We start from the raw sequence: 13,032 nt of genomic DNA, 5'->3' as shown, positions 1-13,032 counted from the left end.
GGGCCCACGGCAGAGCACGACGACCGGTGCACGACGAGGACCGGACCCATTGACTGCAGAGGCACTCACTGGCGCATCGCGAGGACGGACGGGTTGGCGTCTGCTTCACTCGGTGCCGCGCCGCACATCGAACCCAGTGAGGCACAACCATGTCCGAATTTCTATCGATCGACTCCATCGCTGAGCTTCTCGACGTCCACCGGGACACGATCCGGAAAGCGATCGCCGAGCGCAAGCTGAAGGCCTACCGAGTCGGTGTCCAGTACCGCGTCCGCAGAACAGATTTCGACGCCTGGCTCGGGAAGCCGGTCAACTAAGATGCGCGCCGCTGGCCAGCTGGCGACGACCGGCACCCGGCACCCGAACGCATTCACCTATAAACCCGCGCCGAATTCGGACGGAAAACTCGACAAATCGTCCTCTCATGCAAATGCATCGCAAGACGATTCTTTGCCGATTTGCCTACTCGGTGAATGCGGAAAGAAAGTCAAGGCGCACGGTTTGTGTATGACGCATTACCAGCAAAAGCGCCGCGCAGAGAAGAAAGCGAAGGAGGGTCGCAAATGACTTGGGCACGGATCACGGACTCGTTCCCGGCAACGATCGACAACCACAACTTGTCACTAAGTGCGGTCTATCTCTACATAAGAGCGTTGCAAAATGGGATAGCAGGGGGCACCGACGGGATTATCTCTGTCGTAAGTGCGCGTTTGTTGCTGCAGGCGAAGGCAGTACGGAACAAGGATCGAGTCATCGCCGAACTGGTCGATGCGGGCCTGTGGACATGGCTCGACGACAAGCACCTACAGCAGGACTGGACAGGACAGGAAACCGCCGCTGACCGGGCAGTAAAGCTCGAATCCAACGCCAAGCGACAGGCCGATTACGTCAGTCGAGATCGACGGTGCGCTGCCGGTGACCACTCGATGTGCAGTGGTACGAAACGGAAGTGTCAGACCAAAAATGACGCCGTCAGTGACAGCGCCCACTCCACCTCCACTCCACCCCACTTCCACACCACACCACGTAGTGAGGGTGAGGGTGAGAAGAGGTCGGACGGATCGGCTACGCCTCCCTCGACGGGATCGCCTGCTGGCGCGTCGACCCGCTCGGGTCCGTCCTCCGGCAACGGCGCATCAAACAATGGCGCACCCACAAAAAGCGCACCGACACACGACGAGGAAATAGAAGGATTCTTCGATGACGAATTGATAGCCGCATTCGACAAACTCGCCAAGATAACGGAGTAAGCGAACATGTTGCAGAATATTCGAATTACACGCCGCGCAGCTTCTGATCCGGATTTCGTAATGATTCACCTGGTTTGGGATTCAGGTGTTGCGTTATCGGATTGGACAGAGGCGCACACGATCGAATGGCGCAAATTCGCCGCGATCATTCCGGAAACGGTGAAAACCTTGCAACTCTCTGACGTCCCGTTCGAGAGCAAGATGTGGTGTTGGACGACGCCGACCGAAACGGAAGACCGCGCTCCGGAGGTCCGAAGTGTGTTCAAGCTACGAGCCGAGGACGAGTCCGCAGCGCTTGTGGTCATCAAAACCACGCTTTTGCAGATAGTCGAACTGTTCGGTGCGCCTCAGGTGCCCCGTCCCGAGCCTGAGTCGAACGCTGACGGATCGGACTGACGATTCGGCACCCGAGTATGGGCGAAACCGGCATAGACGACCTGAGGGCCGAAAATGGCCCCGGCTCGAACACCGAGATGAGTGCTCGAACCGGGGTTGGGGGCCTGACGTGATCTACGCCGCGTCGATCGAGAACACCGACACGATTTCGCTGCCGTCGGTGTCGAAAAGTGAACCGGCCACGGGAATGAATTCGGTCACGGTGCGCGAGTGCCGAATGGTCTGCCCGAGTTCGATGGGCCGATCGAGAAGTGCTGTCGACATTTACAACCTCCATTGTTCGATGTGGACATGGATCATTGTAGCTTCAACCACGTTTTACATCCACGCAGAAATGAGTCAAACACGATGAAGGACAACGCAATAGACCTGCCCGCCAAGCTGGCCGGGACCGACCTGACACCCTCCGAGCCGAACGAGATGGAATGGTTTTTCGAGCACGGTGACAGCGTGCCCTACCCCGGCAACACTCCGCGCACCGAGCCGGTAGACCCCGATCACGTTGCACCGCTTGTTCACACGCTCCTCAATCGCGCAGGCTGGACCTCGCTGACCGGACACCAGACCCGCTTGCTGGCGCTGACCCTCGCCCTGGCCGTGTCGGTGCCCGGAGATGAGAGGTTCGGGTGCACGACACTCTGGGAAGGGTTCAAGGTCGAGCGGCCGGGGCCGACGTTCTACCTGTCCGACGATCTACGCGGGGTCGCTCAGCGGAAGACAGCGTTCGAGGCTGACCAGCACCAGCGCACGCGCTGCACGACCGTTTCGGTGGACCGGGTGACCGAGTTCGACTTCCCGGCCGATACAGCGCTGATCGTGATCGATACGGTCGAGCCGTTGCCGGACTTCAAACTCTCCGTGCTGGAGGCGACCCGGCGCAGAACCGGCGCAGCGATCCTGGTGACGACCCCGCTCGACCGAGCAGAAATCAAGCTCAAGTTACGCGCCACTGGAGGGCTGAAACTCGGTCTACTGGTCGAGCATTCCGAGCACTCACCCGACGATGAGCAGGGTGTCGTCCCACTGCTGGTGCACCTGGTCAGTCTGGACCCGACCGATTCTCGACCGACGCCGGTACTACACCAACAGACCCTGAGCGACTTACTGCCGAGCAAGCGGGCGGACTGAAAATGACACTCACCAGAACCGAGAGCTTGCTACTCCACGTCCGAACCCACGTCGCCGGTGAGACCCGAGAGTCGCTGCACCGAGCAGGATTCCACGACTGGGAGATCGATCGGCAAGTCAAGTACGGACACCTCCGAGAATCGAACGGGCGCGTGCACTATGTCCACCGAGATCTTGACCACCGACCCACTGACGGAATGGAGACCCGATGAAAGCGAAGCACCCGAGTACGTGCCCGGTATGCCGAGGTCCCATCGTCGTCGGACAGGACATTTCGTATTACTTGCTGGACGGTGAGCGACGTTGGGTCTGTTGCAGGACTGACGATTCGAAGGCTCCTGTCCGATCGCGGCAATGGAACAACGGCGCGTTCATACCGAAGCGGCGCAAACGATGACCGCACCGGAAAGCCTCTACGACGAGGAGGTGATCGCGCTGAAGGTTGCCGCTGTGCTCGATCACGTGCTCGCGAAACTGCCCGACGCGCTCCGCTCGATACTGCCGATGATCGTCCCCGTGTTCGACTCCGAGCATCTTCACCTGGTGTGTGGTTCTGCGCCGCTGGTATCCATTCCGATCTGGTGGCTCCGCGACGGCGGCGATTGGCTACTGCCGAGCTTGACCGAGGCGACACGATGAGCGCTCGGTACCTCGACAATCGCTGGCGCGCTGAGATCGCCGCTGACACACCGAGCACGCCGAGGCCTCCTAAGACACCCGTGGTGCGGTGCGAGAGCTGCACAAGGCGCGTCAGGCAGGCAGGGCAGACCCTCTGCAGGCGCTGTAGACAGTAGACAGATCGACACCCCGGCGTGAGGACCGGGGCTAGGTGAAATAACGAGCGCGTGTTACATTTCGGCCATATACTGGTGCATAGCAGGTCGCCCCGACTTCGCCACACGCGGAACGGGAATCGCCAGCGCTACGCTATCGCCTACCAGCGAAATGCACGGGCCGACAAAGGAAAGCCACCCGTCGCGCACTACAAGGGCCGATTCGATGTCGTGTGTTCAAGCCACGTTTCCGAAACGGAATGCCCATGTCCCACAAACTCATCCTTCGCGATACGTCCACGCTCCTCGAAATCCGTGAATCGGATACCTCCGAGCGCATCATCTCGGGTATCTCGGTACCGTTCTCGACCTTCACCCGGATCGATTCCTGGGAAGGGCATTTCGAGGAACAGGTACTCAGGGGCGCATTCAAGAAAACGATCGCCGAACGCGGTGACAAGGTGAAACTGCTCGCTCACCACGAAGCTCGTTCGATGCCACTGGGACGTGCCGTGCTGCTCGAAGAACGCTTCGACGGACTCTATTCGGAGTTCAAACTGTCGCGCACGCAGGCAGCCGATGAGGCGCTCGAACTCGTTCGCGATGGGGCAATTACGGGCCTGAGCGTGGGCATGCGAGTTCTCGGTGAACGGTGGTCGGTGAAGCAAGATCGCCGGACAATCACCGAGATCGCATTGATGGAAGTGTCACTCTGCAACTTCCCAGCGTACGAAACCGCAGGCATCACGGGCACACGATCGCTCGATAACCCACTTACCGCCGAGGCTGCACAGCGCCGCTTGCGCTTGCTTGATCTTGGCTAAAACTGAAGGAATACAATGCATCTCAAGACTATGAACAAGGCAGAGTTGCAGGCCTTCTTGGCCGAGGCACGTGCCGAACTCGAAGGACTGGCAACCCGAGGCGCAGACCTCACCGGGGCCGACAGTGCACGGTTCGAGGAACTCGAAGGTCTGTACAAAGAAGCCCGCTCGCTGATCGCCGCTATCGACAAGCGAAGCGCCGCCGTCATTGACGGGTTCGACGCCGGTACCATCACCGAAGACAACGGCACCACGTTGCACCAGACCCGCGCCGCGAAGTCGAACAACCCGCTCAGGGGCAAGGTTCTCCTCCGCTCCGACGAGTCCATGACCGAGTGGGCCGCAGCAAACGGAGAGGCCGACAGCGCCGACATTTCGATCGGCCGACTCCTCCGAGGACTCCACTCGAACGACTGGACGAATGCCGAAGAAGAGCGCGCGCTATCGGTCGCCAACCAGACCAGCGCAGGCGTTCTCGTGCCTGTCAAGACAGCAACGCAGATCATCGACAAGGCTCGAAACCAGGCCGCAGTGCTTCTCGCCGGAGCCACCGTAGTGCCGCTGTCAACATCCGTGACGCGAGTTCCGAGGTTGACCGGTGAAGGCACCCCGGACTTCTATGCCGAAGGCGCACAGCGCAACGCGAAGGACTTGACGTTCGACTCGCTGACGTTGACAGCCCGGTCGTTCGATAGACTCATTATCGTGTCTAACGAATTGCTCGAAGACAGTGACCCGAGCGCGGCCGGTGTGATCGAAGATGCCTTCGCCAAGCAGTTCGCGCTCGGACTCGACCAGGCCGCGCTCTTTGCCGACGGGATCAACCCGAACCCCACGGGCCTGTTCAATACGGCCGGGGTACCGAAAGTCAACCACGGCACGAACGGCACCAAGCCGACCGACTACGACTGGCTGGTGCAGGCTGCCGGTAACGTGCTGGCGCAGAATTTCGTTCCCACGGGCACGATCCTCTCGCCGCGCACTGCTACCACCCTGCAGCTCCTCAAAGATACTCAGGGGCGCTACCTCTCGGCTCCCGAGGGTCTGCCGACTCCGTACGTCACCAACCAGGTGCCGAACAACTTCACCACGGGCACATCGAATGTCACTTCCGCGCTGTTCGTCGGCGACTGGTCGCAGCTCTACATCGGGGTTCGAAAGTCGTTCACCATCAAGACAATCGACCAGCGATGGGCAGATCAGAACTCCACCGGGTTCCTGGCGCAAATGCGAATCGACATCGGTGTAGCACAACCGCTGGCCTTCGAAATCCACACGGGCATCCTGGCGTAACGATGGACTGGGGATTGAAACGATGGGGACATGATCCGATCGAGTCGGTCCCCGAGACGCCGCAGAGGGAAGGGGTAGACTTCTCTACCTACCGCGCCCTTCCCGATGCACCCGGAGCCGATGAGGACGTTCTGAACGGCGATTTCGTCAAGGTCCGAGTATTGCGAAACCCAGTGCCCGACGATGGCTCTCCGGCTCGATTGGTCTGGGAGCGACAATCCACGGTCAACCGAGTGCACATCGATTCGGCACGGGCGCTGGAGACATTCGTTACCGCGCAAGGGATAACGATCCCGAGGGGCGCGATAGTCGAACGCACCAGCGCGATTTACTTGCAGAACGTCTACAAGTTCGACTGACAGGCTCTCCCCGATTCAACATGCGGCACATGGTTTTTCGCACATCTGCCGTCCGTAGGCCGTGATGGAGCCGCATGTTGAATCGGGGCCTAGTAGCCGAAACCACCAGCCCGCTTTGGTAGGTCGGCAACACAGAACACGACACGTCCGAGTGGCGCAGCGACTTACACCTCTTTCACGCTGTTGGAATCAAGCCACGCTCGCGAGAGCCGCCGTTGTGTTCGAAACCCCTGCACCGCGCTTCGGCTTTCGCGGGCCTCTCTTGGCTCGGTGCAGGGTCTAGGCGCTCGACTCGTGGACATCCTCACCACGGACCGAGCACATCTCACGTGGTGGTGTCGAGCCGCAGTGAAGTCCACCCACCTCTGGACCCGCTGGTCCGGCTCCACCGCCACGTGAGCACACTCACCTACCCATCGATCGAGTTCGTCCGTCTCCGTCGATCTCAGGCCCGAAGTCCGGCCGTCAGGCGCAGCGCCGAGGTTATCAGCTCGCCCGCGTGCGACTCCACGTCGGCCAAAGCCGTTGGCCCGATATCCATGTTGGCCCAGTGTGGCCGTCGTGCTCTGCCCTTGCTGTCCACCACACCCTCGACGGTAGATGACAGTGCAGCGATGAAACCACACAGCACCAGCGCTGCTGCTGCCACTGCTGCTGCTACCACCACACTCCACCCCAACACACGCTGGACTGTCTGTCGCACAACGATGTTCGTGTGTGAACGTGTCACCACCTTGTGGTGTGCGAGTGCTGCATCGTGTGCTGCCTCCACCTCCCGCCGCCACGCTGGCAAGGTACGCACGCCTTGGCCCGTGAGCAGTGCAGTAGTGTGCTCGATGCGCTTGTGCCTCTTGAGCTTTGCTGTCTTGCTCTTCACTCGATCAACGAATGACGTTCGTTCAGTGTGATTCTCGCCCACGACATAGACGTCGTCGGTGCGCAGTGATGAGAGGTTCGGTGCCGAGAGTGGCGCTGTGGCATACATATATGAATCGTCCTGTCGCTGGTGTGAGTGGCGCGGGTTGGTGATGCCCTCGCAGCGCCCAGTGTGCACGCCTCCGCAGCGCCGCGCAACCTATGTGTCCGATAGCTAGGTGGCCGAGTCCCGTTGGTGCGCTGGAGGACTGGAGAGGAGGCGAGAGGGTAGGGGGGCACTAAGTTAACGGAGATTCACACCCTTGGCTGACCCCGCGGTCGGCCGGATATCTCTCTCTGAACGATAAATCCCCTGCAAAACGCCTGGTCAGGGGCTTGTGAGAGCCGAAAAGCGCTGTGCGAAATGGAAATTTGAGATTTTTGTCAAAAACCTGACCCAGTTTACCCCTGCTCGGTGAGCAGTACAAGCGTACTGTTTGGGTCATTTTCACCCCGTGGGCCGTGGGCGTCCGCTGGCGTCGACCCGAGTCTCGGGGAGGTCGGTAACCGGCACTTGCTGTTAAGTGCGACCGAGAGAGTCCGTCCGGGGATTGTCATTTACATTTGTAAGTGTGCACTGACTTACTCCGTAGCGGACGCTGCCGAGCACGCCTACAATCGCACTTGTCATTCAAGTTCCCACCTGGTGTGATGACAAACAGAAGGGCCCCGACGATCCGGCTGGTTACCGGACACCTCAAGTCGGGGCCCTTCGTCGCGTGCGGGGTCTCTACTCGACTTCGACAATCGGCTCAGGCCGCACGGGCACCTCTTCGACGGCACGACCTAGTTGTGCCCGTGTGAGCGCCACCAGCGCCCGAGCGTTGCGACACGCCGACAAACCATAGGAGATCGGCCGCGCATACCCGCAGGTCACGGACCTGGACACTATCGACCGTATGTTCAACGATCGGGCGAGAAACCAGTGTTTGCGCTGGTCAGAGGGTGCCCCCGGCAGGATTCGAACCTGCGACCAAGGGATTAGAAGGCCCTTGCTCTATCCCCTGAGCTACGGAGGCGTGGCCCGGACGGGTCCGAGCACGGTGAATCAGTCTACCTGCTCGATCGGCGCGTCGACGAAGGGCAGCGGATAAGACCGGAAATGCGGTGCGAAATCCGCTGCGAGCCCGGTCGATCCTGCACCGAGGCGCAGCATCACGTGCGAATACGCGCCGCCGAACGTGTGGTTGACTGATCGCAACCGAAGGGGCCACCGTGCACCAGCTCACCCTCGGCGTCATGTCTCGGTCGTCGAAGCCGAACGAACGTCGCCTCCCGATTCATCCGCATCACCTCGAACGTATTCCCGACGAGCTGCGCCGCCGCGTGTTCTTCGAGGCGGGGTACGGACTTCCGTTCGGTATCTCCGACGACCACATCGCCGCGTCGACCGGAGGCATCCGCTCGCGTACGGAGCTGATCGACGAGTGCGATGTCATTTTGTTGCCGAAACCGCAAGCGTCGGACTTGGAGTCGCTCCGTCCGGGTCAGATTCTGTGGGGTTGGCCGCATTGCGTACAGGACGTCGAGCTCACTCAGGCGGCCATCGACCGCAGGCTGACGCTCGTGGCTTTCGAAGCGATGAACCATTGGACAGCGGAAGGTTCGTTCAATCTCCACGTGTTCCACAAGAACAACGAATTGGCCGGTTACTGCTCGGTGCTGCATGCCTTGCAACTGATCGGGTCGACCGGCGACTACGGACGCCGGCTGCGCGCTGCGGTGATCGGTTTCGGTGCTACGGCGAGGGGTGCGGTGACGGCTCTGAACGCCCACGGCGTGCACGAGGTGGACGTACTCACTCAGCGCGGTGTCACTGCTGTCGGTTCGCCGATTCACTCGGCACGCATCGTCAATTTCGATCTCGACGGCGAAAACCCGCGACGTAGCCGTGCATTGACCGACGAAGGGCGAATCCCGTTGTCGCAGTTCCTCGGCGATCACGACATCATCGTCAACTGCGTATTGCAGAATACGAATGCCCCACTGACGTTCCTGCGCACGGAGGATCTCGACTCGATCGATCCCGGCACGTTGATAGTCGATGTCTCGTGCGACGAGGGAATGGGGTTCGAATGGGCCCGTCCCACGTCCTTCGACGCGCCCATGTTCACGGTCGGCGACAATGTTCGTTACTACGCGGTCGATCACAGTCCGTCCTACCTGTGGGACTCGGCAACCTGGGAGATCAGCGAGTCACTGCTGCCGTTCATCGGCACCGTCCTGGGCGGACCGACCAGCTGGGACGCCGACGCGACCATTCGTCGCTCCATCGAGATCCGCGACGGTGCCCTGGTCAACCCGGACATCCTCGCATTTCAACACCGAAGCGCCGAGTATCCTCACCCGGTGGCGTGATCGAAGGCGAAAGCGTTGTGAATCATGACGTTTCGCCCCGGCCGCACGTTCATGTACAGCGTCACTGGTCAGCGTCCGTGATCTTGTAAGCCCTCACACCGCGCGAGCGTTGTGTGGAGGAACCCCCTGTTGCACGCTGGATCGAGAGAACATGTCTCGAGACGAACGACCAGCCGGGGGGCGCCTTCATGGCACACAGATCACGATGGAATTTCACACGTCTGACGCTCGCGACGGCCATCGCGTGCGGGCTGGCCTTAGGCCACGCACCCGGGACAGCACACGCGGACATCAATCCGATCACGTTCGGCAACGGTCTGATGTCGACGCTCGGCGGTTGCTTGTTCCCGGATCCGACGGCCATCGCGTGGTGCACTGGGCAGGAGATCCTGACCGACCATGCACCCCTGATGTTGGACCTCAATCCCGTCGGCACCACGATCGTCGTTCTCGGAGCCGGACTGTACGACGACGGAACGATGCGGCCACTGCTCGTGGATCGACTACAGGCAGCGTTGACGCTTGCGCAGCGCTATCCGGCGTCCCCCATCATCACGAGCGGCGGGGTTCCCCGTGCAGGCGTCACCGAGGCTCGCGCCATGCGGGACTGGTTGATCGCGGCAGGTGTTGCGCCGGAACGGATCACCGAGGAGAACACGTCGACGTCGACGGTGGAGAACGCCCGAAACACTGCAACGATCCTGGCGGATCGGGGTTCGCAAGGAGCCGTGGTCGTGTCCAGCACCAATCACGTCGAACGAGCGCTCATCGACTTTCGAAAGGCGATATCCGGACGGTTTCCGGTGAGCGGCGTCGTGTCGGGTCGGTGACCCGAGCACGACGCTCACCGACGCGGGTGCGGATCAGGATGCCTCGGCAACCATGTCCGACATGGCCCCACCCGGTTCGTTTGCCCGCGAAAGGCAGTCGACGACGAGAGCAGCATGCAACGACATGAGGCCCGCGGAACTGAGCGGGTCCACACCGGTCAGCTGTTCGATCCGCTTGAGGCGGTAGTCGACGGTATTGGGATGTACGTACAGCAGTTTCGCACTCGCGCGCCTGTTGGCCTCGCTGCCGACGAACGTCTTCAGGGTGTGCATCAACTCGGGGAAGCCGTCGAGTGGCGCGATCACCGAACGCAACCGCGAACGGCCGGGGCCCGGACGCGAGAGCTGATACTCCAGGGCGAGATCGCTCGTCCGGTACAGACGGGGTTGCATCCGCAGCGACCTGGCCAGATCCACCAACTCGCGGCAATGGTCGAGCACGCCGTTCAACGAGCCGAGTGCGCCACGTGCCGTGGCTGCGACGGTATCGACGTCCAGAGTTGCGCCGAGCCGTGCCAGGCAGTCCTCGACGACGCTCGCAGGCGAAGACGGAACGAGGACGACTCCCCCGCCCGCGGTCAGCGACAGCAGTGGTCCGCGAACGCCCGAGGCTGCAGCCATCGCGCTCTCCGCGGCAGCCAAGGCTGCGTTGTCCACGGTGCGCATGTCGGTCTTGGCGGTGTCCGGTCGTCCGGTGTCCGACGGCGTGGCGACGAACCGTAGGAACACCACGTCGTATTCCGCGGCCACCTCGATTCCATTTCGTTCCGCAATGCCGCGGGCTTCGGGATCGTCGGCGACGAGCAGGTCGACCAACTGGGCGACGCGCTCTCCGTTGGACCCTGGGTCCTGGCGGCAGAACTCCATGTATGCGGCCGAGACTGCATTGCCGAGGGACTCGAGGACTCGCATCATGAACACCGCACTGTCGACCACGTCGGATCGATCGACCTCGGCGACACTGCCTTTCAGCCCCGCGGCGGCCGCGGCGTGAACGTGACGCTGCGCGTCCCGTAGCGGTACACCCTCCCGCGCAAGGTCTTCCGCCGCGCGACGGACCGGTTCGAGCTCGGCGGGCGCCGGGGGCCTACCTGCGCGAAGGCAACGGTCGACGACAGCACCGCTGCGCCCTTCCAACGCGGATGTCCGTCCGCGAGAGACCTCGGTGACAACAGTGCCGGGGGAATGCGTGAACGAGGAGTCCAACCGCATGTCGAGCCGCCTTTCCTACCGCTTATGTGGTTCGTGGAGTAACGGTAACCCATCGAGCGGTCCGAGGGTATGAAAATGGACGTACAAACATTCTTCGAGTTTGTTTTCGAGTATCGATCTGCTCTTACAGCGAACAGCCGGGCCGTTCGCCCCGGTGAAGGGGGGAACGACCCGGCGTCCGAGCCTCGATCGATTCTGCGGCCGTGGCCGAGTTGCTACCTGTTCTCGAACTCGCCGTTGATGACCTTGCCAGCAGGAGTGTCCTCGCGGGCCTTCTTCGCAGCCTCGCGCATCTCGATGCCGTCGGAGATGAGATCACCGATCTCCCGGGTCACGTCTCGCACCGCCCCGGCAATGATGACGGCGATCCGACCCACGTGTGTGGCCGCGGACTCGGTCAATTCCTGCACGGTGTCCTTGTTGCGTTCGAACTTGCCGACCACGACGTTCACCCCTGATTCGGTATTCGGTCCGGTAGCGCCGGCCACGTCAGGCCGCGACCTTCTTGCGCTCGACGATAACACCGACCGTCGGCTTGGATCCGGTCAGAGAATCCGGTAACGCGAGCTTGAAGATCTTGCCCCACACGGTGCCGATCTGCTTGAAGAAACCGCCGGTGTTGTAGGGAAGGCCGTACTTGCCGCACAGTGCCTTCACTTCAGGGGCGAGCTCCGGGTAACGGTGCGCGGGCAGATCCGGGAACAGGTGATGCTCGATCTGGTGCGACAGGTTGCCGGACATGATGTGGAACAGCGGCGATCCCTCGATGTTCGCCGATCCGAGCATCTGTCGGACGTACCACTCGCCGCGCGACTCGTCTGCGGTCTCGTCCTCGGTGAAGGTCTGTACCCCCGTCGGGAAGTGTCCGCAGAAGATGATCGAGTACGTCCACAGGTTGCGGATCAAGTTGGCGCCGACGTTCCCCACCAGTGTGGTGACGAAGAAGGGTCCGGACAGCGCCGGAAAGATCACGTAGTCCTTGAGAACCTGACGACCGGCCTTGCGCCACATCCCCTGCAGCAGCGGCTTGACGTCGTGCCACTTGCGCTTGCCCTGGACGATGTTCTCCGCTTCGAGGTCGTGCAGCATGACGCCCCACTCGAAGAACGTCATCAGCAGGAACGCATAGACGGGGTTACCCAGATAGTACGGATTCCACTTCTGGCCCTCGTCCATCCGCAGGATTCCGTAGCCGATGTCGCGGTCCTTGCCGACGATGTTGGTGAACGTGTGGTGCATGTAGTTGTGCGAGTGCTTCCACTGGTCGGCTGGGCAGACGGTATCCCATTCGAACACTTCGGAATTGAAGCCGGGCTCACGCATCCAGTCGTACTGGCCGTGCATGACGTTGTGGCCGATCTCCATGTTGTCGAGAATCTTGGAGACGCCGAGGGCGCCGACTCCGGCAAGCCACACCGGAGGCAGGAACGGCAGATACATCATGGCGCGACCGGCGATCTCGAGGCCGCGTTGAGTCTTGACGATGTTGTAGATGTATTCGCGATCCTCTTCGCCCAGCTTGGCGACGGTGCGAGCGCGGAGCTCGTCGAGCTCGCGGCCGAGGTCTTGGACTTGCTCGTAGGACAGGACTGTCGGTGGCAGCGCCTCGGGCTTCTCCGCGGATCCGAAAAAGGGCAGAGACAGTGAAGGCAGTGGTATTCCGAACATTTGAAACACTCTCCGTTTCGGTTGTC

16 protein-coding genes and 1 tRNA gene are annotated in these 13,032 nt (G+C 61.3%); 10 read left to right on the top strand and 7 right to left on the bottom strand.

Annotation, left to right across the window (positions count from 1 at the left end; translation table 11 throughout):
• Positions 1–149: 149 nt before the first annotated feature.
• From CH293_RS20310 to CH293_RS20300, 3 genes are all read left to right on the top strand, one after another.
• Positions 150–317, top strand: a complete 168-nt coding sequence (locus CH293_RS20310) for a helix-turn-helix domain-containing protein (RefSeq protein ID WP_094721330.1) — start codon at positions 150–152, stop codon at positions 315–317.
• Between the two features lie 246 nt (positions 318–563).
• On the top strand, positions 564–1,250 hold the full coding sequence (locus CH293_RS20305) for a hypothetical protein (RefSeq protein WP_141217204.1): 687 nt from the start codon (positions 564–566) through the stop codon (positions 1,248–1,250).
• A gap of 6 nt (positions 1,251–1,256) precedes the next feature.
• Positions 1,257–1,646: a hypothetical protein gene (locus CH293_RS20300; RefSeq protein ID WP_141217203.1), complete on the top strand. Its 390-nt coding sequence runs from the start codon at positions 1,257–1,259 to the stop codon at positions 1,644–1,646.
• A gap of 114 nt (positions 1,647–1,760) precedes the next feature.
• Here the strand turns inward: CH293_RS20300 and CH293_RS28260 are convergent, their stop codons facing one another.
• Positions 1,761–1,910, bottom strand: a complete 150-nt coding sequence (locus CH293_RS28260; protein WP_176460072.1) for a hypothetical protein — start codon at positions 1,908–1,910, stop codon at positions 1,761–1,763.
• A 12-nt stretch (positions 1,911–1,922) separates the two neighbouring features.
• On the opposite strand from CH293_RS28260, the gene CH293_RS20295 reads away from it, so the two are divergent.
• The 5 genes from CH293_RS20295 to CH293_RS20275 all read left to right on the top strand — a co-directional run bounded on the left by CH293_RS20295 (position 1,923) and on the right by CH293_RS20275 (position 6,023).
• Positions 1,923–2,774, top strand: coding sequence for a hypothetical protein (locus CH293_RS20295; RefSeq protein ID WP_141217202.1), 852 nt, complete (start codon positions 1,923–1,925; stop codon positions 2,772–2,774).
• Positions 2,775–3,167: 393 nt separating this feature from the next.
• On the top strand, positions 3,168–3,413 hold the full coding sequence (locus CH293_RS20290) for a hypothetical protein (RefSeq protein WP_141217201.1): 246 nt from the start codon (positions 3,168–3,170) through the stop codon (positions 3,411–3,413).
• Positions 3,414–3,813: 400 nt separating this feature from the next.
• Positions 3,814–4,371 carry an HK97 family phage prohead protease gene (locus CH293_RS20285; protein ID WP_176460071.1) on the top strand — a complete coding sequence of 186 codons (558 nt, stop codon included), beginning with the start codon at positions 3,814–3,816 and terminating at the stop codon, positions 4,369–4,371.
• A gap of 15 nt (positions 4,372–4,386) precedes the next feature.
• Positions 4,387–5,664 carry a phage major capsid protein gene (locus tag CH293_RS20280; RefSeq protein ID WP_094721324.1) on the top strand — a complete coding sequence of 426 codons (1,278 nt, stop codon included), beginning with the start codon at positions 4,387–4,389 and terminating at the stop codon, positions 5,662–5,664.
• A gap of 2 nt (positions 5,665–5,666) precedes the next feature.
• The gene (locus CH293_RS20275) at positions 5,667–6,023 is read left to right on the top strand and encodes a hypothetical protein (protein WP_094721323.1); all 357 of its coding nucleotides are present in this window, start codon (positions 5,667–5,669) and stop codon (positions 6,021–6,023) included.
• Positions 6,024–6,468: 445 nt separating this feature from the next.
• On the opposite strand, the gene CH293_RS27950 is transcribed toward CH293_RS20275, so the two are convergent.
• The 3 genes from CH293_RS27950 to CH293_RS28255 form a co-directional block, all read right to left on the bottom strand.
• On the bottom strand, positions 6,469–6,705 hold the full coding sequence (locus CH293_RS27950; RefSeq protein WP_141217200.1) for a hypothetical protein: 237 nt from the start codon (positions 6,703–6,705) through the stop codon (positions 6,469–6,471).
• Positions 6,706–7,884: 1,179 nt separating this feature from the next.
• A tRNA-Arg gene (locus CH293_RS20265) sits at positions 7,885–7,957 on the bottom strand.
• 29 nt (positions 7,958–7,986) lie between these two features.
• The gene (locus tag CH293_RS28255; protein ID WP_170945301.1) at positions 7,987–8,139 is read right to left on the bottom strand and encodes a hypothetical protein; all 153 of its coding nucleotides are present in this window, start codon (positions 8,137–8,139) and stop codon (positions 7,987–7,989) included.
• 38 nt (positions 8,140–8,177) lie between these two features.
• On the opposite strand from CH293_RS28255, the gene CH293_RS20260 reads away from it, so the two are divergent.
• Positions 8,178–9,296 (top strand): N(5)-(carboxyethyl)ornithine synthase, encoded by a 1,119-nt coding sequence (locus CH293_RS20260; protein ID WP_052059275.1) that lies wholly within the window; start codon positions 8,178–8,180, stop codon positions 9,294–9,296.
• A 188-nt stretch (positions 9,297–9,484) separates the two neighbouring features.
• Positions 9,485–10,126 (top strand): YdcF family protein, encoded by a 642-nt coding sequence (locus CH293_RS20255; RefSeq protein ID WP_094721321.1) that lies wholly within the window; start codon positions 9,485–9,487, stop codon positions 10,124–10,126.
• A 33-nt stretch (positions 10,127–10,159) separates the two neighbouring features.
• Here the strand turns inward: CH293_RS20255 and CH293_RS20250 are convergent, their stop codons facing one another.
• The 3 genes from CH293_RS20250 to CH293_RS20240 all read right to left on the bottom strand — a co-directional run bounded on the left by CH293_RS20250 (position 10,160) and on the right by CH293_RS20240 (position 13,006).
• Positions 10,160–11,338: a CdaR family transcriptional regulator gene (locus CH293_RS20250; protein WP_094721320.1), complete on the bottom strand. Its 1,179-nt coding sequence runs from the start codon at positions 11,336–11,338 to the stop codon at positions 10,160–10,162.
• A 215-nt stretch (positions 11,339–11,553) separates the two neighbouring features.
• Complete coding sequence (locus tag CH293_RS20245) at positions 11,554–11,781, bottom strand: hypothetical protein (RefSeq protein WP_033190614.1); 228 nt, start codon at positions 11,779–11,781, stop codon at positions 11,554–11,556.
• Between the two features lie 46 nt (positions 11,782–11,827).
• Positions 11,828–13,006 (bottom strand): acyl-CoA desaturase, encoded by a 1,179-nt coding sequence (locus CH293_RS20240; RefSeq protein WP_019664781.1) that lies wholly within the window; start codon positions 13,004–13,006, stop codon positions 11,828–11,830.
• Positions 13,007–13,032 lie beyond the last annotated feature (26 nt).

The sequence above is a fragment of the Rhodococcus sp. 14-2470-1b genome (genome assembly GCF_002259415.1).
In the GTDB taxonomy this organism is placed as follows: domain Bacteria; phylum Actinomycetota; class Actinomycetes; order Mycobacteriales; family Mycobacteriaceae; genus Rhodococcoides.
This window is presented reverse-complemented; position numbering and strand designations above follow the sequence as displayed.